The sequence below is a fragment of the Duncaniella sp. genome, assembly GCF_029056165.1.
In the GTDB taxonomy this organism is placed as follows: Bacteria; Bacteroidota; Bacteroidia; order Bacteroidales; family Muribaculaceae; genus Duncaniella.
Map to the genome: position 1 here is coordinate 104,134 of NZ_JAIDBW010000012.1, position 23,581 is coordinate 127,714.

A 23,581-nucleotide genomic window follows, 5' to 3' on the forward strand; every position below is an offset into this window, starting at 1 on the left:
CATCATGTATGCGTGATAGATTTCGGCGGCCGGACTTGAAGGAGTGTTGGAATGCCGTTCCTTCGCTTACCCGCGCGCGGGCTGCGGGATTGGAACGTTTCCGTGTGTGTAATTCAACGTATCAGTAGTATTATTGTATTTTTTTGAATAACAATGACTGCTTTTTGAGAATAAATTCTTAATTATCCGCGAGGGGAGAGGGATCAGGGCTTATGCCTCGACTTTCACTCTTGCGCTTGCGAAGGCATTGAGCTGGAGTTTATTGACGATATCCTTGATCGCACGTGCGGCCTTCATAGGCACACCGGCCTCGTTGAGTTCAGGAGAGAATGCCGAGATAGAACCTACACCGGGGATTACGGTGATGAAACCACCGCCGAAGCCTGAGAGTGCAGGCACACCGGTCATGATCAACCAAGGCTTACCCATGTGTTTCGGGCCTTTGGCTGCCATCATTGAACAGATGGTAGCGGAGAGAGCACCGTCGAAAGCCACGGCATTTGATGCCGGATTGACACCGTCGGCAGCGATGGTCGCACCCATTTCAGCAAGCTGTTCGGTCGTGACGAGCATCGAGCGCAGACGGTTGTAGAGCTTGACTGAACTTACAGCGTCATCATAAAGCTCGAAGTCGGCTTCGGCATAAGCATTGTAGATGTTGTTCTCCTCTGCCTTTTTCATGGTAGCCTCGTAAAGTTTGTCGTCGAGTACGGGCGACGAACCCATAAGCTGTATCATGAGGTTGGACAGAATATCCATCTTTCCGTCAAAATCACCTGATGGCTCTACCATACTGGCGGCGCGGACACCCTTGCCGTGCATTCCCTTGATGTGCTGCTTGGGTTCTGCACTGTCCTGAGCCTTGCTCTTGCAGCCGCAGCCGCAACCCTTGCCAAGACCCATTTTCTGGACAAGCTCCATAGGTTTCATCTGAGTAAGAAGCTGAATGGCGATCGGCAGACGCGAGATGGCTCCCATTGCGAACTGAGCCTGCGAATGACCGACGTCAAACTTGGTACCGTCAATCAGTCGGACCGATATTCCGAACATGCCTTGGTTCATGTCGGCCACTTTCTGGCTCGGTGCACCTCCGGCATCGTTCTTGTGATTATCATACGCTTCCTGAACGGCCGATTTCAAATCGGCAAGTTTGATAATTCTTTCCATAATATTATAAAAGTTTTTTGTGACCCGGAGACACACCTCCGCGGTCGGTTTGTTATGTGTGTGTTTATTCAAGTATCGCCTTATTAACCCGCTGCACACCCTTACGGTTTAGTTTTTTAGTAAAGCTTAGGGAGATTTAGTTGATATTAAGGAGGGTAAAATTTACTTCCGTCCCATTAAGGAATTATAAAATCGGTTGAAAAAATTCAGGATAAATAATGATGGAGGTCGCTCAACCTTTTTTACCAAAAATATGTTTACAATTACAAACGAAAATAAATCATACCTGATTCTTTCAATCCAATTATCATCTCTGTTCATTATGAAGCGTTATTCTCATCTCGTACATCTTCTACTTTTAATGTGTGTCCTGCTTGTAGGCGCATGTTCCAACAGCGTATGGGACGAAGTCCCTTCACCGATCACATCATTCATAGAGCAGTATTATCCCGGCAGTGGTGTGAAGTCTTTCACACAGAATACCGATGGATATAAGGTAAAGATCACCAACGGTGCGTCACTGTCGTTTGACACGGAATACTCGTGGACCTTCATTGACGGTAACGGTGTGCGTCTGCCGGAAGTCCTCGTCTATAATCAGCTACCCCCCGCGCTCTATAATTATCTTCAGGGTATAGAACAGCAGGCAGATGTCTATGCCATGAATCGTGACAGCGCATTCTATACACTCACCATGCACGATACTGTCATAACCTACGATATAGCCACCGGAAAAATATCATATCCCGACGGCAAGACGATTGAGTCATAAGAGAACTGCGGGTGAAAATCCGCCGGTATCATATAGATTAATCCTTCGCATGTAATCATTGCGTTACGTGCGAAGGATCTTGAAATAAAAGCTTAGCTAAATCTGCCTGTCAGATAAACTGACTGATAAGGACGAGGGCTATCAGGACGGGAGCTATCCATTTGACGATGAATGCTATCATGCTGAAAGTGTAGGATTTCAGTGAGCCGTTATTCGTAAGCTCATTCCTGAAGAATTTTTTTGGAGCAACCCAACCCATGTAGATACAGAGCAGTATGCCGCCTACAGGAAGCATTATGTTGGTTGCCATCGTGTCGAGGAAATCAAAGATGGTAAGACCTAAAATCTTGAAATCGCTCCACGCACCCACTGAAAGCGAACAGATGGAACTGAGAATGAACAGAGGGGCGACAACAGTGATCACTGCGCGTTTTCTTGACATCTTGAAGTGACACTCCATGAATGCTACCGAGACTTCCGCAAGTGAGATCGTGGAGGTGAAAGCTGCCACCGTCAGGAGAAGGAAGAAGAGCGACGACCAGAAAAGCGTGCCTCCCATCTGCGCGAAGATTTCAGGCAGAGTGATGAATACAAGTGCCGATCCGGCAAGATTCTGATCCGCAAGTCCGAATGTCATTACAGCCGGGAAAATTATCAGTCCCATCAGTATGGCAGTACAGAGATCGAGCAGTGAGACGGTCACGGCAGTCCGTGTCAGCTTGGTTTCAGCGGGGTAGTAACTGGAATACGTGACCAATATACCCATTGCGAGACTCAGTGAGAAGAATGCCTGTCCGAGAGCATTGACAACTGTCTTGGGTGTGATGGCGGAAAAATCAGGACGCAGGAAGAATTCGATGCCTTCTGCGGCTTTCGGTAAGGTTAGCGATACTCCGCAGAAGATGAGCAGCAGGACGAAGAGGAGGGGCATCATGATGTTTGACATCTTCTCGATGCCTTTCTGAACGCCTTTGAGAAGTACGAACAGATTGGCGGCTATCATGATGAATGTCATTATGAGCGGACGGAACGTACCGGTTATGTAGGAGCTCATTCTCTCGTTGAAGAGTTGCTCCTCACCGGCAAGGGTATCGACGGTAATACCGTCATCCGTAGTGTAGAGGTTACCGGATAGTGACTGTATGAGATATTCAAGAGTCCATCCTGACACCACCATATAGAATGAAAGTATGAGATATGATGCGAGGATTGCAAGAGCGCCGACCATCCACCAGCCTTTTTTGTCGGGGGTGACATTGCGGAATGCACCTATTGCATCGGAATTTCCACCTCGTCCGAGAGCGAACTCCGCTGTCATTACGGGTATGCCGAGCAGAAACACACAGGCTATATATATGAGAAGAAACGCTGCTCCGCCGTTGGCTTGGGTTTCGGCAGGGAAACGCCACACATTGCCAAGCCCGACCGCTGATCCGACGGTGGCAGCGATGAGTCCGATTTTTGATCCGAATTTTACTTTTTGTGACATTTATGATATATGATACATTTGCATTTAATGATTACCCGTGCTTTTTTGAACGGGAAAATCCCGGCTGGTCAGTCGGGATTTCTGTAGTTGGGGATATCTAAATCAGCCGAATTTAGAGATCTTTCTGAGCAACGGTTCGTTGAGGATCTTGATTTTTCGGCCATCGACCACCAGAAGCTTCTCGCTTCCGAAGTTCGATAGTGTACGGATGGCATTTGATGTGGTCATGTTTGACAAGTTGGCAAGATCCTCACGTGCCATGTAGATTTTAAGTGTCATATTGTCGTCCTCCTCGTAGCCGTAGTTGTCGCGGAGTACTAAAAGAGCCTCTGCAAGACGGGCACGTATATGTTTCTGCGTGAGGTTGACGATCTTCGTGTCGGAATTTCCGAGGTTATGCGAGAGTTCATGGATGAAGAACATGGCCAGACGGTTATTCTTGCTTATCATTTCCTCGACAAGACTCATCGGGAGAGTTCCCAGTACGGATTCCTCAAGTGTCGCCGCGCTTGACACGTAATGCTCACCGGCAAAATAAGCGCGGTAACCGAAATACTGTCCGGGATTGACAAGGCGGAGGATCTGAACGCGACCGCCGACACCGTCCTTGTACTTCTTCACTTTGCCGTCGATAAGAGCCCAGAGATATTCCGGCTCATCTCCTTCGGCATAAATTATTTTATTTTTTTTATAATTATGGACTGTAAAATTATCGATTAACTGACGCTTCTCTTCGTTTGTGAGAAGCTTCCAGATTTCAGTGAGTTCTTCGGTAAGAATTTTATCTATTGTACTTTTTATCATGACCAATGCCGTGCAACTATGTTATAGGGCACGCAAATTTAACAACTTATATTGACAACTGCTCCAATCACGGGTTAAAAAATCTTAACAGCAAAATTCTTCTGGCTATCCGATTCTATCTTTTCAGTATCCAGCTCCTGTTGTAGAACTGGAGCACACGGTTGCGCAGGATCAATTCATATTTTGCCTGAACCTGCTGGGCGAGTGTGGTGATATAGTTCGATCTGGTCTGTTCCCACTCGGTAGCGTTTGCCTTACCGTAATTGTATTTTTCGGTCATGGCGTCGAGGGCGGCTTTTGATGCCTTTACAGCCACTTTGCCGGCCTCATACTTCTTTTCAGCACCGACCGCCTGCTGAAAGGCCAGACGTATGGTCTTGTGGAGGTCGCTTTCCTGTTGAGCGAGCTGTATCTGCGCTGTCAGTTTCCTGACCTTTGCCTGACGGATCTGATTGCGGGTCGAGAATGCATCGAAGATGGGGACACGGAGTGAAAATCCGAGGCTTTTGGAGAAATTGTCTCTCATCTGTGACCCAAAAGATTTGTTCCGGTCGCCGGAAACTGTGTAGTAGCTACTGCCGAGTCCTCCGCTGAAGCTAAGGGTGGGGAGATAGCCTGACTTGGCAAGATTGATGCCGTCGTCGGCTACCTTCAGACTCTGTCTTGCCGCCTCGATAGCCGGATAATTTGCGAGGGCATTCTGATAGACCGTTTCGGCATTGAGCCAGACCGTGCCGTCATCTTCCAACGGTTTTACATCGAAATTATTGATGTCGTCGAGTTCAAGGGCTTTGGCCAGTTCAATCAGGGCCGTCTGATGGTCATTTTCGGAATTGACCACCTGAACCTCGTTCTGCGCCACTTGGGCTTCTGCCTGAATCACATCCACTTCGGGGACTTTACCACCTTCGAGCAATACGCGCTGACGTTCGAGCTGGACTTGTGACAGGCGCAACTGCTCGCGGCTCACCTCAAGCATCTCCTTGTTGAATAGCACCTGCAGGTAAGACGTGATCACACTCAGTCTGACTTCATCGCGCGCAGCTTCAGTCTGCTTCTCGACCATGCTGAGATTTGATTTGGCATATTTAAGCTGACGGATGTTTTTCAGACCCTGAAATATCGGCAACGACATCTGTGCATTCCACGAGAACATCGATGTGTTGCGGTTTGCGTATGTGTTGGATGATGTCAGACCTCGGCCAAAGTCCCAGTTCTGTCCCGCACCGGCGGAGAGATTGGGCAGAAAAGCGTCTTTTGCCTCCGTCACCGACAGTTCGCTCTGCATGAGGTTGGCTTCGGCGGACTTGATGTTGAGATTGTGGTTGAGTGCATAGTTAATGCAGCTGTCCAGACTCCAAGCGTCTGCCATGCTTGCATGTGAGACTCCGGCGGCGAGAAGGAGAGAAAATATGATTCGTTTCATGTCTGTTTCGTTGTGGATGTTGAGAGTGATTCAGAAGATGAAAAAAGTAGCCCGGTTCAGGATATTACTTATTCTTGATGGCGGCACCGCGGAGTTTTGACTCCTTGCTGATGCCGTTGTTGACCTGAATGTTTATGCCGTCCGATGTCCCGGTAGCGATGGGCGTGCGCTCGAATTTCTGTTCGGGCAGACTGTCGGTCATGACATAGACGAAGGTACTGTCGCCGACCCATTCGATCACGCTTTCAGGGATTGTCAGTACATCCTCCGCCTTGCTGAGGCTGACAGTGGCATTCGCGCTGTAGCCTGCACGCAGGCTCTGTCCCTCCGGGACTTTGATAGCTGCTTTTATTTCAAATGTGTTCGCGCCGTTGGTTTCTACACCTTTCGGGGCTATTAGCTCGATCACTGCGTCAAGTTTGAGGTCGGGAAGCGCACCGATGGATATATCCATTGGCTGGCCTACGGAAAGGAGTCCGACTTCGGTCTCATCAACCTTTCCTTCGAAAATCAGATTATTCATGTCGGCCACGGTAGCGATGGTCGTGCCGTTGTTCATCGTATTGGCTTGGATAACTGAGCTTCCGACCTTTACAGGGACATCGAGGACAAGACCTGTGATGGTTGCGCGGACGAGAGTGTTACTCTCCTTGGCATTGGTTTTCGAGACACCTTCCTTGACAATAGAGTAGGCATCCTCGGCAGCGGCAAGTTCGGCCTTGGCCTGTGCGAGAGCTGTTGCTGTTGTCTCGAATTCCTCGCGGCTGATCACTTTCTTATCATAGAGTAGCTGATTGCGTTCGTGTTTCACACGTGCATCATCCAGATTGATGTTGGCGGAGTTGACGCGTGAGAGGGCTGATGACAGCTGACCTTCGTCGGGCACGATCTTAATTTTTGCAACGATATCGCCGACCTGCACCATATCGCCTTCCTCGACGTTGATTTCAGAGATTATACCGGATACCTGTGGCTTGATTTCGATTTCGTCGCGCGGTTCGATCTTACCGGTAAGCACTGTGTTACGTTCGATAGTGCCGTTGGTCGGGCTTACGAGTTCGTATGTCTCGTTCTTGGGTTGTGACTTTATGAAAAGATACACAAACGTACCGATGAATATTGCGGCGATCACGCACCACATAAAAATCCGCAGAAACTTCTTCATTGTCTTGTCTATAATTAGAATGGGTTATTATCTAAAGTAATTATTATCGGAAAAATCTTAAATTCAATGATATATTATGTTATACATTAAAAATTATTTCTGACTCAATGCTTCGATCGGTTTGATTCTCATGGCCTTGATGGCCGGGATAAGACCGGCGGCAGTTCCGAGCACGAGAAAGGTCACGAGTATGGAGACAGCCTGACTGAAGGAGAGCTGAAACGCTATCACACCGCGATCATCCGAAAACACATATTCAGCTCCGGCAAGCAGGATGATCGCAAAGGATATTCCCGCGACACCGGCGATGGTAGTAAGAACCATACTTTCCGAAAGGATCTGAATGATGATGTCGCGCGGCTTTGCGCCTATGGCACGGCGGATACCTATTTCGTGAGTGCGTTCCCTGACGATGATCCACATGATGTTGCCCACACCGATTATACCTGACATCAGAGTACCTGCGCCGACTATCAGGGCAAGGAGTGTGATACCGAGAAAAAGGTTATCCACCATCTCGAATTTTTCAGAAACGTTGAAGTAGAACATTGCTCCCTCATCGTCCGGAGCGATGGGGTGATTGCGGGCTATCAGCCGTCGGACCGTACTCTCGTAGTCGCCCGGCGCATATCCGCTTTTGAAAGTCATCATGAACATCCCGACCTTAGTGCCAAGATTATAATTTGCACGCATGGAATTGTAAGGAATGATGATTGACTCGTCAAGTTCGCCGCCGATGCTTATTTCCGATGTCTGTCCGGCAATACCGACCACCTTATAGTAGATGCCGTTGAGTGAGATTTCCTTTCCGATCCCTGATTCTTTACCGAAAAGTTCGTCGGCGGCTTTCTTGCCGACAACACAGACTTTACGGGCACGCGTATTGTCAGCTTCGTTGATGAAGCGTCCCTCGTATATTACAGGTACAAAAATTTTGTCATAATCGCTCTCCACACCTGTCAGCAATGCATTTGTGCTGTTCTGGCCGTAAAGCGCGTTGGCCCAGAGATTGTTTACTGCTGATGATGATTCGATCTGCGGGAGTGCGCGGCGTATATTTATCACATCCTGTAGGTTCAATTCGAGCGGCATACCCTTGTTGAAACCTGCGTATGGTTTTGTGGTACGCCCCGGAAATACTATAGCTACATTTGTGGCGAACCCTTCGAAATTTCGGCTCATGAAGCTTTTGAGACCTTTCGATCCTCCGAGGAGCATAGCAAGGATCGCCGTGCCCCAGAAGATGCCGAAAGCTGTCATGAACGTTCGGGTCTTGTTCTGTGCGAGTGTTGTGCCTATCTCGCGCCAGTTTTCTATATCGAAGATTGGATTTTTCATTCGTGGAGTCTTGGTTCAGTTGAGAGCGTGAGAGGGAAGACGGTTATTCATCGCGCAGGGCTTCGACAGGTTTGATCTTTAGAGATTTCATGGCCGGGAAGAGTCCTGCAAGCGCACCGGCAATGATGAGCACCACGGTCACTTGGATTGCGATAGATATATCGACTGTCGGATCTTTGATGGGAGAATTGCCTTCGCCCACCAGCAGACCGATGCCCTCAGAGACGAGCATACCGAGCACGATCCCCACATAGCCGAAGATAGTCGTTATAGCGACGCTCTCAAGTATGATCTGGCGCAGAATGCTCCTTGGTTTAGCTCCGATGGCGCGGCGGATTCCGATCTCATGCGTGCGTTCGCGCACGGAGACAAACATAATGTTGCTAACGCCGACTATGCCTGAAAGCATTGTGAGCAGGCCGATGATCCATACGGCCATTCCGATGGCTCCCATGGCGGTCGATGTGGTCAGATAGTCGGAGAATCGGTTCCATATCCACAGTGCTCCTCTGTCATCCTCGGCGAAAGTGTGCTGACGGCCAAGCGTGGACCGAAAGTCTTTTTCGGCACTGTTGCTTTCTTCGAGAGTGCTGACATCCTTCAGCTTGACGGTAATATTATTGACCCTGTCCGAGCCTCCGCTCATGGAGCGGGCGGTAGAGTAGGGTATGAATACGTCGCGTCTCCATTCCTGTTCGTAAGTCCCGACAACAGTGAATGACAGATCGCTGATTTTTACGAGCTGGCCTATCGGGTCTTTGTCGCCGAAAAGTGTTTTGGCTGACTCTTCATGCATTACGGCCACACGTCGTTTCTGATTGATGTCGTTCTGGTTTATGAAGCGGCCTTTGATTATTTTTACACCCTGTGATCTTGCCTCGGAAGGATAGACACCGCGATAACCGTCCGTCAGATAGTCTTTTCCGCTTGTCACCTTGGCCGTATCGTTCGAAATCTGTGCCGTGACTTCTGAAAGCACGTTTGCATTCTGCGAGGCAAGCACGTCAAGGTCGCCGTCAAGAAGATAGACGCGGCGGTTTTCTTTAAGACCCTTGTAGGCTTTCTGTGCATATCCGCCACGGATCGACACCGTTTCCGTGTCGCGCTGGCCGAACATGGATTCCATCCCGTTGACGAGTCCGCGTGACACACTGAGGAGCACGATCAGCAGGAATATTCCCCATGACACCGCGAATCCGGTTAGTGCTGTGCGCAGTTTGTTGTTGCGCAGGGTGGCCATTATTTCACTTGCAAGATCAAACATTGGTAGGATGCTCTGTAGGGTTGATGAGAGTTGGGGGAGTGTGATTGGTTTTAATTTTCTCCCGGTGGAGTTGCCTTGAAAAATTCGATGTGACGTCAGACAATCCTGCCATCGACGATGCGGATTATACGGTTGGTCTGTTCGCCGACACCCGGATCATGAGTCACGATAACGATGGTCATTCCCTCGGCGTTGAGGTCGCGGAACACCTGCATCACCTCTTTTGAGGTCTTTGAGTCAAGCGCACCCGTAGGTTCGTCGGCAAGGATGATCGAGGGCTTCGTGATGAGCGCACGGGCTATCGCCACGCGTTGTTTCTGTCCGCCTGAAAGTTCGCTCGGCAAGTGTGTGGCTCTGTCGGCCATGCCCATGCGTTCGAGCTGTTCCATGGCCAGTTTGTTGCGCTGTCGGCGGGACACGCCACGGTAGAAGAGCGGGAGGGCAACATTTTCAAGCGCATTCTTATAGCTGATGAGGTTGAACGACTGAAACACAAAGCCTATCATGTAGTTGCGGAGATCTGCAGCCTTATTCTCACTCAGATCCTTGATGAGCACACCGTCAAGATAATATTCGCCGGAATCGTAATTGTCGAGAATGCCGAGGATGTTGAGGAGTGTCGATTTTCCCGAACCGGATGCTCCCATGATCGATACAAGCTCTCCCTTGTCTATCGAGAGGTTGACATCTTTGAGCACATGCAGGGGCACTGCGCCGGGATAGGATTTATTGATGTCCTTTAGACTGATTATCATATCTGTTTTAAATGTGAATCGTGATTTTTTGAGGATGAGGAGACGGCTGACGTTGATGAATCCGCTCTTCGGGGGGAATGTTTTTCTTATTAGACGCAAAGGTGGCAAAATAGTTACACATTGATTCAGAAAAAAACATACAATTCCTTAACTTTGTATCCGGAATATTCTGCTGCTGATGTGGAATATGCAGACATACAATTGTTTAACACTATCAATTCGCTATCGTGAAATTTGTATCATGGAACGTCAACGGCCTGCGCGCAGTATGCGGAAAGGGCTTTGATGAGATATTCGCGTCAATGGACGCTGATTTTTTCTGCATTCAGGAAACCAAATTGAGTCCGGGAGCACTCGAACTCGAATTTGACGGTTACCGCTCATACTGGAATCTCGCTGACCGGAAAGGGTATTCGGGGACTGCTGTCTATACACGGCAGGAACCGAAAAATGTCACCTACGGTATCGGGATTGATGAGCATGACCACGAGGGACGCGTGATAACCGTTGAGATGGATGAATACTATCTTGTCAATGTCTATACGCCCAATTCGCAGGGCGAGCTGGCACGTCTGCCTTACCGTATGGTGTGGGAGGAGGCTTTCCGCCGCTACATTGCCGGTCTGGACGCCGTGAAACCCGTGATAATCTGCGGGGACATGAATGTGGCTCACAAGGAAATCGACCTGAAGAACCCTAAAACCAATCGTCGTAATGCCGGCTTCACGGACGAGGAGCGCGGAGAGTTCTCCAAGCTGCTTGATCAGGGCTTTCTCGATTCTTTCCGTGTGGTTCATCCGGATCTGGAGGAGGCTTATACGTGGTGGAGTTATCGTGCAAGGGCGAGAGAGAAGAACGTCGGGTGGCGTATCGATTATTTCCTCATAAGCGAACGTCTTGCTCCGCGTCTTGTCGATGCCAATATCCGTGCCGATATTACCGGCTCGGATCATTGTCCGGTGGAGTTGTATATGGAGTAGATTAGTTTAAAAGTTTAGGGTTTAAAAGTTTAAGGGGTTTAGAGTTTAGATAATACCTTCAGTTGGTAGCGTCTAAACTCTAAACCCCTTAAACTTTTAAACTCTGACTCTTAAATCGTGACTTTTATGGTCTGGAGGTCATCAGCTGCGCTTGATGATCCGATCATGAGTTCGTATTCACCCGGAACAACGAGCATCTCCTGAGCAGCTTCGTCCCAGTTCTCGAATGACTGACGCGGGAAGTCGATGGTCACTTCCTTGGCTTCGCCGGGGGCAAGGTTCACACGTGCGTATCCGCGCAGAGTCTTGTTGGGACCTGCTGTGTCGGCGGGACGGCGCATATAGACCTGAACGATCTCCGTGCCCTCACGTTTGCCGGTGTTTTTGACCTTTACGGTCACCTTATCATCGGCATATTTGGGATCTGAAATGTCAAATGTCGTATAACTTAGACCATAGCCGAAGGGGTAGAGGGGCTCCTGCTTCATGTAGCGATATGTACGGCCCTTCATCAGATAGTCATCGAAGGCGGGGAGCTGTGAGTCGTCCTTATAGAAGGTGACGGGGAGCTTGCCCGAAGGATTATAATCGCCGAAGATCACGTCAGCTATCGCATGACCGCCCTGTTCGCCGGGATACCAAGCCTGAAGGATAGCGTCACAGAATTCATTTTCCGGAGTGATTGCTACGGCACTGCCGCTACAGTTGACGAACACTATTTTCTTTCCTGCATCGTGGAGCGCACGGAGGATCTCGCGCTGAGGAGCGGGAAGCTCTATGGATGTGCGGTCACCGTCGTCAAATCCCGGTTCGCGCACCTTGGCTTCCTCTTTCTCATATTCAGGTGAGATACCGCCTACGAATATGACCACTTCCGCATCCTTTGCAGCTGCAACAGCATCGGCAGGAGTGACATCGCGCGTGCGAAGGATGTCGAAATTGAGTGTCGCGCCATCTTCAAGTTGCAGATAATCCACCTGCAGATCATATTTTTGGCCTTTCTTTACCTTAAATTCACGCGAACGGTAGTTAAGGGGATCGGTTTTCCAACGTTCGTGAACAGTGTCACCGTTGATGATTATGCGCAGGCCGTCATCATTGTTATAGATCATGTCGAGTGTCTCGTCACGGTCAGCGATATAAGTGCCTTTGATACTGGTGGTGAAGTTGGTAAGATTCACACCGGGAGCGAAAACGGTGTTGCCGCCGTTATCAAGCTTAATGGGGGCGGTGTAGTTGGTTTCTACGACCGGTTTGCCTTCCATTGTCGTATTGTTCCAGTATTTCGCTTCCATGCCCTGACGGCCCTTTGAGTCACGGAGATTATGGAACACGCTTTCACGGTCGGTCATACGGGTGACGGCACAGCCTCTGGCGTAGGGGAGATCGCGGCCTGCACGGGCATTGAGACCTTCGAGCGCGGTCACGGTGTGGCCGGGCTGGCCGTAATAAATACCCCACATCATGATCGAGTCAGCGGCGTTGGGCCCCATGACCATAATGTTGTCGGCCGAAGGTGAGAGGGGAAGGATGCCGTTATTTTTCAGGAGCACCATCTGTTCGCGGCCCATCTTGCGGGCGAGATCACGGTGAGCCTGTGAGCTTACGACACTCATAGGGATGGATGTCCATGAAACCAACGAGTCAGGATCGAAATCACCGAGTTCGAAACGACCCTTGAGGAGACGCTTCACGCTCACGTCGATATCCGATTCCTTGATGTCGCCACGCTTGACGGCAGCAGGGAGATTGCGATATACACGTCCGCATTCAACGTCAGTTCCTGACAGCACGCCGAGTGCGGAAGCAGCCTCGGCATCCTTGGAGACTTCATGACGTCCCTTGCGGTAGAAATCATCGATTGCACCGCAGTCGCTGACAACGAGACCGTCAAAGCCCCATTTGTAGCGGAGGATTGAATTGAGAAGTTTGTCAGATCCGCAGCAGGGTGAGCCTTCGAAACGCTGATAGGCACACATCACTTCCTGCACATTGCCATCCTGCACAAGGGTCTTGAATGCCGGGAGATAGGTTTCCCAAAGGTCGCGGGCAGGGAGGTCGGTTATGTCGAACTGATGACGTGTTTTTTCCGGACCGCTATGGACGGCGTAATGTTTGGCACATGCGAGAAGTTTGTAATATTTGTCAGAACCGTCGCCCTGAAGGCCCTTGACCACGCGCAGGCCCATGCGTCCGTTCATGTAGGGATCTTCACCGTAGGTCTCCTGACCGCGTCCCCAGCGCGGGTCACGGAACACGTTGATATTCGGAGTCCAGAACGATAGGCATTTGTATTTACCGACCTTACCATCCTTGCGGGCGGAGGTGTTCTTTGCGCGGGCTTCGTCGCTGACGGCCGTGAAGACTTCTTCAATGAGATCATCGTCAAACGAAGCAGCCATTCCGATACAAGAAGGGAACACTGTGGCAAGCCCGTTGCGACCTACTCCGTGGAGAGCCTCGCTCCACCAGTCAAATGCCGGAATACCCAGTCGGTCGATGGCCGGTGAGGTATTCATCATAAGCTTGGCCTTCTCCTCGAGAGTAAGGCGGTTACAGAGATCCTCCGCACGTTCCTCCGCAGAGAGCGAAGGATTCTGATAGGGAAGCAGTTGAGCCGACATCATGGCAGGAAGTCCGCCGAGCATGGCAACTGCTAAAAGATGTTTTAGTTTCATGGATTATTTATAGTGATAATATTGTTTTATCATGTCAAGCTAATGCAAAGATAAGCCTAAAAAATCAATATTCCAAATAATGCATTTTAAAGTAAATTTGGCAGTTATGAGTTTTTTGTGTAATTTTGCAGCTACTTGGATACAATATCACATTACGCTTTTGTCATCCTTCACAAACTGATAAAATTAATCAATCATCCATACCTTAAACCATCAATGAAAAAATTTAAGTTACTGCTTGTAGGTGTGCTTCTGACCGCCTTTGGCTCTGCTTTCGCTGCGACAGCTCCTGAAAAGAAAGCCATGGAGACTCCCAAGCATTATTCCGAATGGCTGACCCGTTCGGAAATGAAGCGTGTGCCCCAGAGCTATATGCTCGATTTTTCCAATCGTCCGAAATGGAGCTATGTGATGGGTATCGAGCTTGAATCCATGCTTGACACTTATCTGCGCTACGGCGGTGACGATATAAAGGATTATTGTATTGAATATACCGACACCATGATCTCGCCCGACGGTGAGATCCGTGGCTACAAGCTTCTCGACTATAACCTCGACAATGTCCGCACAGGTCATTTCGTGACCCGCATGTATCAGCATTTCCCTGAGAATAAGAATCTCAAGGCAATGAATACGCTCATGCGTCAGCTCAACGATCAGCCCCGCACGAAAGAAGGTGTCTATTGGCACAAGGCCATCTATGCCTATCAGGTGTGGCTCGACGGTATCTTCATGGGACTTCCTTACCGAGTGCTCACAGCTTCTACCATCTACTCTCCCGAACTTGCAAAGCCTATCTATGATGATGCCGTCGATCAGGTGAAGAGCACCTACGACCGTACTTATGATGCCAAGACCGGCCTCAACCGCCACGCATGGGATGAGAGTCGCGAGATGTTCTGGAGCGATAACGAGACAGGTCTCTCGCAGCACTGCTGGGGTCGCGCTCAGGGATGGTACACGATGGCTCTCGTTGAGCTCCTCGACGTGTTACCTGAGGATTATGAGCGTCGCGGTGAGGTGATCGATCTCCTTACACGTACATTCGACAATATCATCAAGTGGCAGGATCCTGAGACCGGTGTGTGGTATCAGGTGATGGATACTCCCGAAGGTGAGGGCAATTACCTTGAATCAACCTGCTCGTCAATGTTTGCCTATTCGCTCCTTAAAGCTGCCCGCAAGGGTTGGGTGACCGATCCCAAGTATCGTGAAGCCGGTAAGAAGGCTTACGAGGGTATAATCGAAAACTTTATCAGCGAGAATCCCGATGGCACGATCTCGCTCACGGATTGCTGCGTGGTTGCCGGTCTCGGTCCGGGTATCAGCGATGCTGTGCTCAAGGCTGCTCCAAAGGTGAAGGAGAATAAGCGTCGTGACGGTTCATACGCATACTATCTGAGCGAACCTATCCGCGACAACGACGCAAAGGGTGTCGGTCCGTTCATCTGGGCTTCGCTCGAAATGGAGGATCTCGGCTACAATGTTGACTCTTTCAAGAAGAACGGTAAGAAATCTAAGAAGTCTTCAAAGAAATGAGAGGATTGAGACGACTTTTTTCAATAGTGTTACTGGCCGCGGGATGTCTGACCCTCGCTGCGGTGACACCTGAAAAAGAGAGTTCCGCGCGCCCGAAGCATTACTCCGAATGGCTGACGCGCTCGGAGATGAAGCGTGAGCCGAGGAGCTATATGCTTGATTATTCATGGCGTCCCAACTGGGGCTATGTCATGGGTATCGAGCTTGAGTCGATGCTTGACACATATCTTCGCTATGGTGGCGATGACATAAGGGACTATTGCCTCCTCTACACTGATACCATGATTGCGCCCGACGGAGCAATCAAACACTATCGCTTGGATGCCTATAACCTCGACAATGTGCGTACGGGACATTTCGTCAACCGCATGAATCAGAATTTTCCCGAACAGAGGTATATCAAAGCCATGAACACTCTTATGCGTCAGCTCGAAGAGCAGCCGCGCACCAACGAGGGTGTCTATTGGCACAAGGCAGTCTATGCCTATCAGGTATGGCTCGACGGTATTTTCATGGGGCTTCCTTTCCGCGTCCTGACAGCTTCACAGATCTACTCTCCCGAACTTGCCAAGCCTATCTATGACGATGCTGTCGATCAGGTGAAGAGCACCTACGACCGCACCTACGATCCTAAGACCGGACTTAACCGCCATGCTTGGGACGAGAGCCGCGAGATGTTCTGGAGCGATAACGAGACGGGACTTTCGCAGCACTGCTGGGGTCGTGCGCAGGGGTGGTACACGATGGCTCTTGTCGAGCTCCTCGACGCTCTTCCGGAGGACTACGAGCGTCGCGGTGAGGTGATCGACCTTCTGACGCGCTGCTTCGACAACATCATCAAATGGCAGGACGCCGAGACAGGCGTATGGTATCAGGTGATGGATTCTCCTGAGCGTGAGGGTAACTATCTCGAATCCACCTGCACATCGATGTTTGCATATTCCCTTCTTAAAGCTGCCCGCAAGGGTTGGGTAAGTGATCCCAAGTATCGGGAGGCCGGAATCAAGGCTTACGAGGGTATCATCGACAATTTTATCCGTGAAGAGCCTGACGGCACACTCTCGCTGACAAGCTGTTGCGCCGTTGCCGGTCTCGGTCCGGGCATAAGCGACGCTGTGCTGAAGGCTGCTCCAAACGTGAAGGAGAACAAACGTCGCGACGGTTCATACGCTTACTATTTGAGCGAACCGGTCCGTGACAATGACGGTAAAGGTATAGGTCCGTTCATCTGGGCTTCACTCGAAATGGAGGATCTCGGCTACGACGTGGATTCTTTCAATAAGAAGTCATCGACAAAGAAGAAATCATCAAAAAAGTAAATCAGTAACCATATCAAAAAATCATCATCATCAGTAAGCATTGAAAGTTTAGTCTGTCATAATACTCTTCTTAGTAGTTTGCTCCCCCTTACCTGACATTAATTAAGGAAAAAGACTACGCACAGATACTTTCAATCATCTTACAAACCTGCATGCCGTTGTTCCCGTTGATCGGGAGCAACGGTTTTGTCATTGTATAACCGGTATTTATATGGGTATATGGAATGTATTTCGATGCTGTGTTAAAATCAGCCCGGAATTTATCTATTCTGATGCAGCCGTATCTAAATCCCCCTTGATCCCTCGTAGAAGGTTTTTTCCCACAAAATTACAACACCGATCTTCCCTAAAGATACGATAATGAAAACTCCTATTGAAAAATATAGACCCCCATGTGCCAAACTTCTCCCCCGCAAATACCATGCGCAAAATTCACCCACAAATACCATGCCCCCCCATAAATCATGTAGGGCCGCATTTCAATGCGGCCCTACAGATATTTAAATCGTAAATAGGCGGTATATTATTTTGAAAGGTATGTGTGGACGATTATCGCGCCGTTGCTACCTTCTGAACCATAGGCGGAAGCCTCTTTCATTATCTCCACATAATCAATGTCGTTGAGATTTAGACCCTCAAATGATGGAACTTTTATGTCGTCAATGAAATAAAGCGGCGTAGAATTGCCCATTATAGTACGTGTGCCACGGATGTTTACCTCCTCATTACCATGTGAACCTTCGATATTAAGACCCGGTACACGTCCTTGCAGGGCGGCTAAAAGAGTATTAGCTCCGCTTCGCCGTAAATCATCACCACTGATAAAATTACCCGGTACAGTACGCTCACGACGTGGGACGAACGAAAAACCAAGGCTTATCAGACGCTCGTCCTCCTCGACATTAAATTTTTTTTCGTCAGCAAGACGAATGATCATGCTTCGTCTGCCTTCAACGGGAATACTAAAAATTTTTTTCTTTATCAATATCTTCAATGTGTCTGTCGGTGCAATGTCGGTCAGACCAAACTCTCCTTTTTTATTGGTGAGAGAGTAATCTTTAGGTGTTCTGACATATACTCTGGCTCTATTTATCGGTTTTCCGTCAAGCTCAAGTAGAATACCGTTGAACGGTCTTCTTTTTTGAGCATACAAAGTTCCACACCATATATTCATGATGAGAAGCAGAAGAATTGTAAATCGCATAGTTTGTTTTAGATGTAATTCGTGTTTGGAAATCAGAAAGAATAAATGTAGGAAATTGGAGTCATGATATAATACCATGACTCCAAAACCAATTTTACCACTCAATCTTATTCATGTATGAGGTAATAGAGGCTGTTAGAATAACGACAATCTATTTCAATCATTGTCCTATTTTGTAGATAGTGATTATGAAAGATGTGAATAAGGGAAATTGCTGGTTGATTGACGCAACCTGTTAGAACCTTCGTTTTTCTAACAGCCTCTGATTGTCAGTCGATATTTTCAAGACCACTCTTTCCGGTGGATCCGTAGCCGTTATCACCATATTCCTCGGCATTAAGGATGACATCAAGAAACTCTTGTGATATCGGACGATTATAGTGGAAATCCTTGAAGAAACGAGCTGCACGTTTGTTGTAACGGTTAAGGCGTTCGTCGATATTGTTGTGACGTTTCAGAAGAGCCCATCGGGTGAACTCTCCGCACAGTTCGCGTGCATATTCGTCAAGGACGTCATCTTCCGAAGCAGAGCTAAGCATCCAGTCCGTGCTACCGGGACGCACGGCACGTTTACGGAGAACGTTGATATATTCGGCGGCTTTTCCTCCATCGCCAAGTTTCTGCCATGCTTCCGCAGCGAGGAGATATACCTCTGCCATACGCATGATGTACATATCGCCACATTTTACCTGACCGTTGGATATGGTAGTGAAACATCCGTCGTAGTTCCAGTTAAACTTTATGAGCGATGGAGCGGCGTTAGAGCTTGTCTTGCCGTTGCCGATCGGCGGATTACCGGCGGCACTGCCATTTGCTGTCGAGCCATAGACATAGGTGTCGGCATAGAGATCACGCAGGACTATTACGGGATATATACACTTGGCCTTGTCTGATTCCGAAAGAGGTTCATGGACGAATACAGTATTGAAACGATCATCCTCCGGATCAATGGGATAGGGGATGGCATACACTTTTGTTGTATTCGCATAGCCCGGTTTATTGAAATCAGCGGTTGAAGAAGCGACTTTAAGTGTGGTCGATGGATCATCGGAATATTCGCCTCTCGGCCATATACGTGCAGGCCATTGATTGTATTCCACACCCGCACCTGCATAATAACAGTCGGCATAGGGCTGGATGACTTTGCCTACGTTCTGAGGATCGATACCATATTTCAGGCAAAGAGTTTCATTAAGAGTCTTTTGTGATTTAGCACGGCTGACACCCCATTCCTCGAATGTCCATTCGCAGTAAGCGTATTGCCATGTATATTCCCATCGACGATCCCATTCAGGATTAAAACAGTACATGAGGTATTCAGACGGTTGCCAGTTTTGAGAATTCAGACGTCCGTAGAAGTAACTGTTCTTGTCACTCGGATTATGATTTGAATTAAAGAAATCGCTGTAAGAACCTCCGACAGTGTATGCGGCAAGCTTATTTGCTTTGCTCATTGACATTGAGATAGTGGTTGAGAGATCAGGAGCCGCCGCAATCATCAGTGCTTCGCGGTTGGTGCGGTTATTTGCATCTGACCACATATCCGCAATATCATCGTAAAGATATGCACCGTAAGTTTCCGCGTTAGTGATGAGATCCTCCGCAGCATCCTTTGCCTTTTTCCAGTATTCAGAGCCGTCTCCGTACTTGCTGTCACCGAGTCCTGCACGCTGGGCATACACACGGGCGAGGAGTCCCTTTGCCGATTTTTTTGTGAATCGGGCGTGATTACCGTTGTATGGAGCGACCGGAAGGGCTTCGGCTGCTTCAGTAAGATCTTTGATAATAGCATCATAGATTGTCTTTTCGCTCGATCGCACAGGTTTCAGCTCCAGATTACCGGTAAGGCTGGCACTACTGTTAAGATTGAGCGTCACGGGACCATAGTGAGCCACAAGTATTGAATAGTAGAGGGCACGTAGTGTCTTGGCTTCGGCCGTGAGGACTGCTATTTCCTCAGGGTTTCCATCCTTGATATTGTCCGCTTCGTTGATTACGGTATTACAGGTCGTTATACTCGTATAGCATTGTTTCCATAGCTTCTGGAAGGCATTGTAACTGCCGATGGCACCATCGTAGTTTAGAAGCTGGGTGTAGCTGTTGCCATTGCTTTTCGGTACCCACATATCCGTACCGCCTTCCGAAACAAAGAGCCAGTCTGATGCAGTGTATATCTGATCATTAAGTGGACCATAGCATGTGGATTGCAGGCCATACCATGCGACGAAATTATCAAGCATAGCATCACCGGCAGCGGGATTGTCTTCATCGAGATTGCAGGAATTAAGAGCGGTAAAGCCGATCATCAACGCCATAAATTTTTGTATAGTAGTCTTTTTCATTTGATAGCGATTTATTTTAATCAAGTTAATGACAGTTATAGGTCAGGATTAAATCGATAGGTTAAGACCGACAACAAGTTGCTTGGTGAGGGGGAAGTCGAGACTTCCGTTCATTTCGGGGTCATAGTTTTTGAGAAGCGGATTGCTTGCATGAACCAGTGGATTGGTTATGGTGGTGTATAGGCGCAATCCACGGATACTTATGCGATCACAAACTGACCTCGGAAGAGTGAAACCAAGCGTGATATTCTTGATTTTGAAGAAAGAACCGTCCTGATACTTCTTGGCGGAATACCATGAATCCTGCTTCCAATCACGTGTGTTGTCAAGAGCGGGGAAGTCATTGCTCGGATTAGTCGATGTCCAGTAATTGAAATGACTGGGGAATGCACCACCGCCTGAGCTATACCATAGGATGGGATCATATCCGATCATCTGGCCGTGTCTCCAATACATGTAGATACTGAGGTCAAAAGCTTTATAAGAGAATCGGTTCTGGAATCCGAGTGACCAGTCGGGAGTATTGTGACCGAGCATTATACGGTCATTGTCGCCGGGTGTATATGGATTCTCTGCATCAAACCGGCGTGTTAAGGGCTTGCCGTTCTCATCGAGTTCCTTGGGATAAGATTTCTCATAGACGCCGTCGCTGACCTTGGTCATGTTGGGTACATAGACCTTGAGATCACCCGGACGTTTTCCAAAGACAGCGGCATCAGCTTCTTCGCCATATTGCCAGACACCGTCAATCTTGTAGTTATAGAAAGATTTTACCGGGTAGCCTACTTTTAGGGTATAGTTTCCGTTCGAGATATACTCTGACGCACCTTCACCGAGCGATGTTACTTTTTCATCGTTGGTAGAGAATGTTATAGTACTGTCCCAGTTGAAGTCGCGGCTCACGATATTGTGGGTCGTAAGGGTCATTTCAAAACCCTTGTTGCGCGTTTTGGCAATATTGGCGTCCATCTTGAAGGGAGTCGTCGCATTGAAACCACCGTTGGTGACGGGGAGCGATTGCGTCCAGATAACGTCGTCGGTATTGGTTATGTAATATTCCATCGAGAGATCAATCCTGTTGTTAAGAAGGCTGATATCAAGACCGATATTGGTACTTTTTGATCGTTCCCATGACAGAGCGGGATTGGAGAGTTTCTCCGGATAGTAATAGGAAGTTATATCTTCTTTACCAAGACCCATGTTGCCCTGCTGGAGGATGGAGTAAGAACTATAGGCTTTGATACCTGCCGCTCCGGTCTCACCATAGCCCAGACGCAGCTTGAGATTGTTGAGCCAGTCATTTGCGAACTCCATGAATGGTTCGTCTGAGATACGCCAACCGGCGGAAACTGCAGGGAATGTGTCCCATTTGCGACCCTTTGCCAGTCTTGAATTACCGTCATGACGGACTGAAGCGGCAAAGAGATAGCGTCCGAGATAGGAGTAATTGATACGTCCTACCAGACCGAAGCTTGATCCCATTGAGTAGCCTGATTCAACGGTTGAGTTCGTCTGTCCACTGACAGCAAGGTTTGTCCAGTAATATGTATTTGAGCTGAATCCGGAATTTTTTGCTGTTGATGAATCAGAGTCGCTGTCGGACCATGTCGTTACGCCTGTGATGGTGAAATCATGCTCCTTATTTATATTGAAATTGTAAGTTAGGATATTTTCCCACTGATAGTTATAGGAATCAGAGTTTTTAATTTCAGCATTGACGTATTTTGCGTATATCGGATTTTTTTCATCGCCAAGAGCAAGTTTTCCAGCCTCGTTATAGAACTGATATGATCCGTAGCCTATGAATTTCTGGTTTTTTGAGTGATTCCAGTTGGCACTCAGGCGTGATTCCAGCGAGAGTCCTTTGATGGGTGTGATACGGATGTATGGTTGCACATAGACTTTGGTACTGGTCGGATGATCACGATATACGCTTTTGTCATTATTGAGCAGAAGGTTGAGCTGATTTGCGTCTCCGTCAATAGGGTAGGTCTTTAGAGAACCGTCTTCGTTGTAGAGTGTACCGAATGGATTGGCACGTAATACATTGTCGAGTTTTGAATAGGCCTTTTCGCGGTTTACGTGTGACGCCTGCATGTGCATACCGGCTGTGAGCCATTTCGTGATTTTCTGACTTGCACGCAGAGTCGATGAATAGACTTTGTAGTCATCATTGACATACTGACCCTTTTCATCGGAGTAGTTGAGAGAGAAGTAGAGCTGTGTGTTTTCAGTGCCGCCACTTACGGATAGTGAGTAATTCTGAGTATTGCCGTCGCGTAGCACTGCGTCGGCCCAATCGATTGTGGCACCGCGTTCCAGAGCTCCTTGTGCTGTCTGCCCCTCGATATCATCGATGATCGTACCACCCTCCTGCTGAGCCAAAAGTCTTGTATAGACCCATTCTCTCGCAGAGTTCATTTTGGGGAGTTTTGCCCATCCGTTATAGCCGTAGTAGGCATCGAAATTAATGGATACTTTACCTTGTTCACCTTTCTTGGTTGTGATGATTACCACACCGTTTGAACCGCTCGATCCATAAATTGCGGTAGATGAGGCATCTTTGAGAACTTCAATACTTTCGATGTCATTAGGATTGAGTGTCGCATAATCGCCCGGCATGCCGTCTATGATGAAAAGAGGATCACCGCTCGCGCTGAATGAACGGTTGCCGCGTAACTGCATTGATACTCCTTCACCGGCTTGACCCGACGAACGCGTTATATCAAGACCGGCGATTCGTCCCTGAAGAGCTTCCATTGGGTTGGATGACGGAGTGAGTTTCACGACATCGCTCTTGACTGACGAGATCGCTCCGGTAAGATCGCGTTTCTTCATTGTACCATAGCCGATAGCAACAACTTCGTCCAGCATGAGGTTGTCAGCTTTGAGAGTAATGGTTATTTCTCCTGTTTTTGCCGGTTTGATTGTCTCAGACTTGTAGCCTACATAGGAAATCGAAATTGAGCTTCCGGCTGGTACTTGGATCTTAAACTTGCCGTCGGCGTCAGTAATTGCCCCGGTTTTGGATCCCTTTACCATAATGGTTGCTCCGATGAGGGGTTCACCTTCGTCGTCGATTACTGTACCGGATACAGAGTAGGTGTTGTTGGCTACTTGTGCGACGGCTGATTGACCTAAGCTTACAGTCCCCATACTTTCAGCAAAAACCGGAGTGACTAATGTTAATAGAATAGCGGAAACGCCGGTAGTAAGGAGTTGTCGGGATGTAGAGTTCATTGTCGGTCCCATGTTTCTAATTCCTTCTTTCATGGTTAAAAGTTACTGTTTTCAAACTATGATATTTCATGATGTGGGATTGTCCACTCCGCAAAGGAA

Annotated in this window: 16 protein-coding genes; 4 read left to right on the plus strand and 12 right to left on the minus strand. The window is 48.4% G+C overall.

Annotated features, from left to right (window positions below):
* Positions 1-210: 210 nt before the first annotated feature.
* Positions 211-1,167, minus strand: a complete 957-nt coding sequence (locus K2G41_RS02395) for a glutaminase (RefSeq protein ID WP_300113899.1) — start codon at positions 1,165-1,167, stop codon at positions 211-213.
* Between the two features lie 322 nt (positions 1,168-1,489).
* On the opposite strand from K2G41_RS02395, the gene K2G41_RS02400 reads away from it, so the two are divergent.
* Positions 1,490-1,939 carry a PepSY-like domain-containing protein gene (locus K2G41_RS02400; RefSeq protein WP_300113902.1) on the plus strand — a complete coding sequence of 150 codons (450 nt, stop codon included), beginning with the start codon at positions 1,490-1,492 and terminating at the stop codon, positions 1,937-1,939.
* A gap of 109 nt (positions 1,940-2,048) precedes the next feature.
* Here the strand turns inward: K2G41_RS02400 and K2G41_RS02405 are convergent, their stop codons facing one another.
* The 7 genes from K2G41_RS02405 to K2G41_RS02435 all read right to left on the minus strand — a co-directional run bounded on the left by K2G41_RS02405 (position 2,049) and on the right by K2G41_RS02435 (position 10,177).
* A complete protein-coding gene (locus K2G41_RS02405) occupies positions 2,049-3,428 on the minus strand; it encodes a sodium-dependent transporter (protein WP_300113905.1) in 1,380 nt (459 codons plus the stop codon).
* A 102-nt stretch (positions 3,429-3,530) separates the two neighbouring features.
* Entirely contained in the window at positions 3,531-4,232 is a 702-nt protein-coding gene (locus tag K2G41_RS02410) for a Crp/Fnr family transcriptional regulator (protein WP_300113907.1), read from the minus strand.
* Between the two features lie 115 nt (positions 4,233-4,347).
* A complete protein-coding gene (locus K2G41_RS02415; RefSeq protein WP_300113910.1) occupies positions 4,348-5,658 on the minus strand; it encodes a TolC family protein in 1,311 nt (436 codons plus the stop codon).
* Positions 5,659-5,722: 64 nt separating this feature from the next.
* Positions 5,723-6,823: an efflux RND transporter periplasmic adaptor subunit gene (locus K2G41_RS02420; protein WP_300113912.1), complete on the minus strand. Its 1,101-nt coding sequence runs from the start codon at positions 6,821-6,823 to the stop codon at positions 5,723-5,725.
* 93 nt (positions 6,824-6,916) lie between these two features.
* Positions 6,917-8,161, minus strand: coding sequence for an ABC transporter permease (locus K2G41_RS02425; protein ID WP_300113915.1), 1,245 nt, complete (start codon positions 8,159-8,161; stop codon positions 6,917-6,919).
* Positions 8,162-8,204: 43 nt separating this feature from the next.
* Entirely contained in the window at positions 8,205-9,425 is a 1,221-nt protein-coding gene (locus K2G41_RS02430; RefSeq protein WP_300113917.1) for an ABC transporter permease, read from the minus strand.
* A gap of 95 nt (positions 9,426-9,520) precedes the next feature.
* A complete protein-coding gene (locus tag K2G41_RS02435; protein ID WP_300114578.1) occupies positions 9,521-10,177 on the minus strand; it encodes an ABC transporter ATP-binding protein in 657 nt (218 codons plus the stop codon).
* Between the two features lie 230 nt (positions 10,178-10,407).
* Here K2G41_RS02435 and K2G41_RS02440 point away from each other — a divergent pair, with 230 nt between their 5' ends.
* Positions 10,408-11,160, plus strand: a complete 753-nt coding sequence (locus tag K2G41_RS02440) for an exodeoxyribonuclease III (protein WP_300113920.1) — start codon at positions 10,408-10,410, stop codon at positions 11,158-11,160.
* Positions 11,161-11,270: 110 nt separating this feature from the next.
* Here K2G41_RS02440 and xyl3A read toward each other — a convergent pair whose 3' ends face one another.
* The gene (gene xyl3A, locus K2G41_RS02445) at positions 11,271-13,838 is read right to left on the minus strand and encodes a xylan 1,4-beta-xylosidase (protein ID WP_300113923.1); all 2,568 of its coding nucleotides are present in this window, start codon (positions 13,836-13,838) and stop codon (positions 11,271-11,273) included.
* A 216-nt stretch (positions 13,839-14,054) separates the two neighbouring features.
* Here xyl3A and K2G41_RS02450 point away from each other — a divergent pair, with 216 nt between their 5' ends.
* Together K2G41_RS02450 and K2G41_RS02455 are read left to right on the plus strand one after the other, a co-directional pair.
* Positions 14,055-15,377 (plus strand): glycoside hydrolase family 88 protein, encoded by a 1,323-nt coding sequence (locus K2G41_RS02450; RefSeq protein WP_300113926.1) that lies wholly within the window; start codon positions 14,055-14,057, stop codon positions 15,375-15,377.
* A 26-nt stretch (positions 15,378-15,403) separates the two neighbouring features.
* A complete protein-coding gene (locus tag K2G41_RS02455; protein WP_300113928.1) occupies positions 15,404-16,696 on the plus strand; it encodes a glycoside hydrolase family 88 protein in 1,293 nt (430 codons plus the stop codon).
* A 523-nt stretch (positions 16,697-17,219) separates the two neighbouring features.
* Here the strand turns inward: K2G41_RS02455 and K2G41_RS02460 are convergent.
* The 3 genes from K2G41_RS02460 to K2G41_RS02470 all read right to left on the minus strand — a co-directional run bounded on the left by K2G41_RS02460 (position 17,220) and on the right by K2G41_RS02470 (position 23,515).
* The gene (locus K2G41_RS02460) at positions 17,220-17,900 is read right to left on the minus strand and encodes a TonB-dependent receptor plug domain-containing protein (protein WP_300113931.1); all 681 of its coding nucleotides are present in this window, start codon (positions 17,898-17,900) and stop codon (positions 17,220-17,222) included.
* A gap of 269 nt (positions 17,901-18,169) precedes the next feature.
* A complete protein-coding gene (locus K2G41_RS02465; RefSeq protein WP_300113934.1) occupies positions 18,170-20,242 on the minus strand; it encodes a RagB/SusD family nutrient uptake outer membrane protein in 2,073 nt (690 codons plus the stop codon).
* 48 nt (positions 20,243-20,290) lie between these two features.
* Complete coding sequence (locus K2G41_RS02470) at positions 20,291-23,515, minus strand: TonB-dependent receptor (RefSeq protein WP_300113936.1); 3,225 nt, start codon at positions 23,513-23,515, stop codon at positions 20,291-20,293.
* Between the last annotated feature and the right edge of the window lie 66 nt (positions 23,516-23,581).

What these genes read in the sequence shown, in the direction of transcription:
- K2G41_RS02470 (WP_300113936.1), bottom strand. Translation starts at nt 23,515, where the DNA reads ATGAAAGAAGGAATTAGAAACATGGGACCGACAATGAACTCTACATCC.
- K2G41_RS02410 (WP_300113907.1), bottom strand. Translation starts at nt 4,232, where the DNA reads ATGATAAAAAGTACAATAGATAAAATTCTTACCGAAGAACTCACTGAA.
- K2G41_RS02450 (WP_300113926.1), top strand. Translation starts at nt 14,055, where the DNA reads ATGAAAAAATTTAAGTTACTGCTTGTAGGTGTGCTTCTGACCGCCTTT.
- K2G41_RS02430 (WP_300113917.1), bottom strand. Translation starts at nt 9,425, where the DNA reads ATGTTTGATCTTGCAAGTGAAATAATGGCCACCCTGCGCAACAACAAA.
- K2G41_RS02425 (WP_300113915.1), bottom strand. Translation starts at nt 8,161, where the DNA reads ATGAAAAATCCAATCTTCGATATAGAAAACTGGCGCGAGATAGGCACA.
- K2G41_RS02465 (WP_300113934.1), bottom strand. Translation starts at nt 20,242, where the DNA reads ATGAAAAAGACTACTATACAAAAATTTATGGCGTTGATGATCGGCTTT.
- K2G41_RS02400 (WP_300113902.1), top strand. Translation starts at nt 1,490, where the DNA reads ATGAAGCGTTATTCTCATCTCGTACATCTTCTACTTTTAATGTGTGTC.
- K2G41_RS02420 (WP_300113912.1), bottom strand. Translation starts at nt 6,823, where the DNA reads ATGAAGAAGTTTCTGCGGATTTTTATGTGGTGCGTGATCGCCGCAATA.
- K2G41_RS02395 (WP_300113899.1), bottom strand. Translation starts at nt 1,167, where the DNA reads ATGGAAAGAATTATCAAACTTGCCGATTTGAAATCGGCCGTTCAGGAA.
- K2G41_RS02405 (WP_300113905.1), bottom strand. Translation starts at nt 3,428, where the DNA reads ATGTCACAAAAAGTAAAATTCGGATCAAAAATCGGACTCATCGCTGCC.
- K2G41_RS02415 (WP_300113910.1), bottom strand. Translation starts at nt 5,658, where the DNA reads ATGAAACGAATCATATTTTCTCTCCTTCTCGCCGCCGGAGTCTCACAT.
- K2G41_RS02460 (WP_300113931.1), bottom strand. Translation starts at nt 17,900, where the DNA reads ATGCGATTTACAATTCTTCTGCTTCTCATCATGAATATATGGTGTGGA.
- xyl3A (WP_300113923.1), bottom strand. Translation starts at nt 13,838, where the DNA reads ATGAAACTAAAACATCTTTTAGCAGTTGCCATGCTCGGCGGACTTCCT.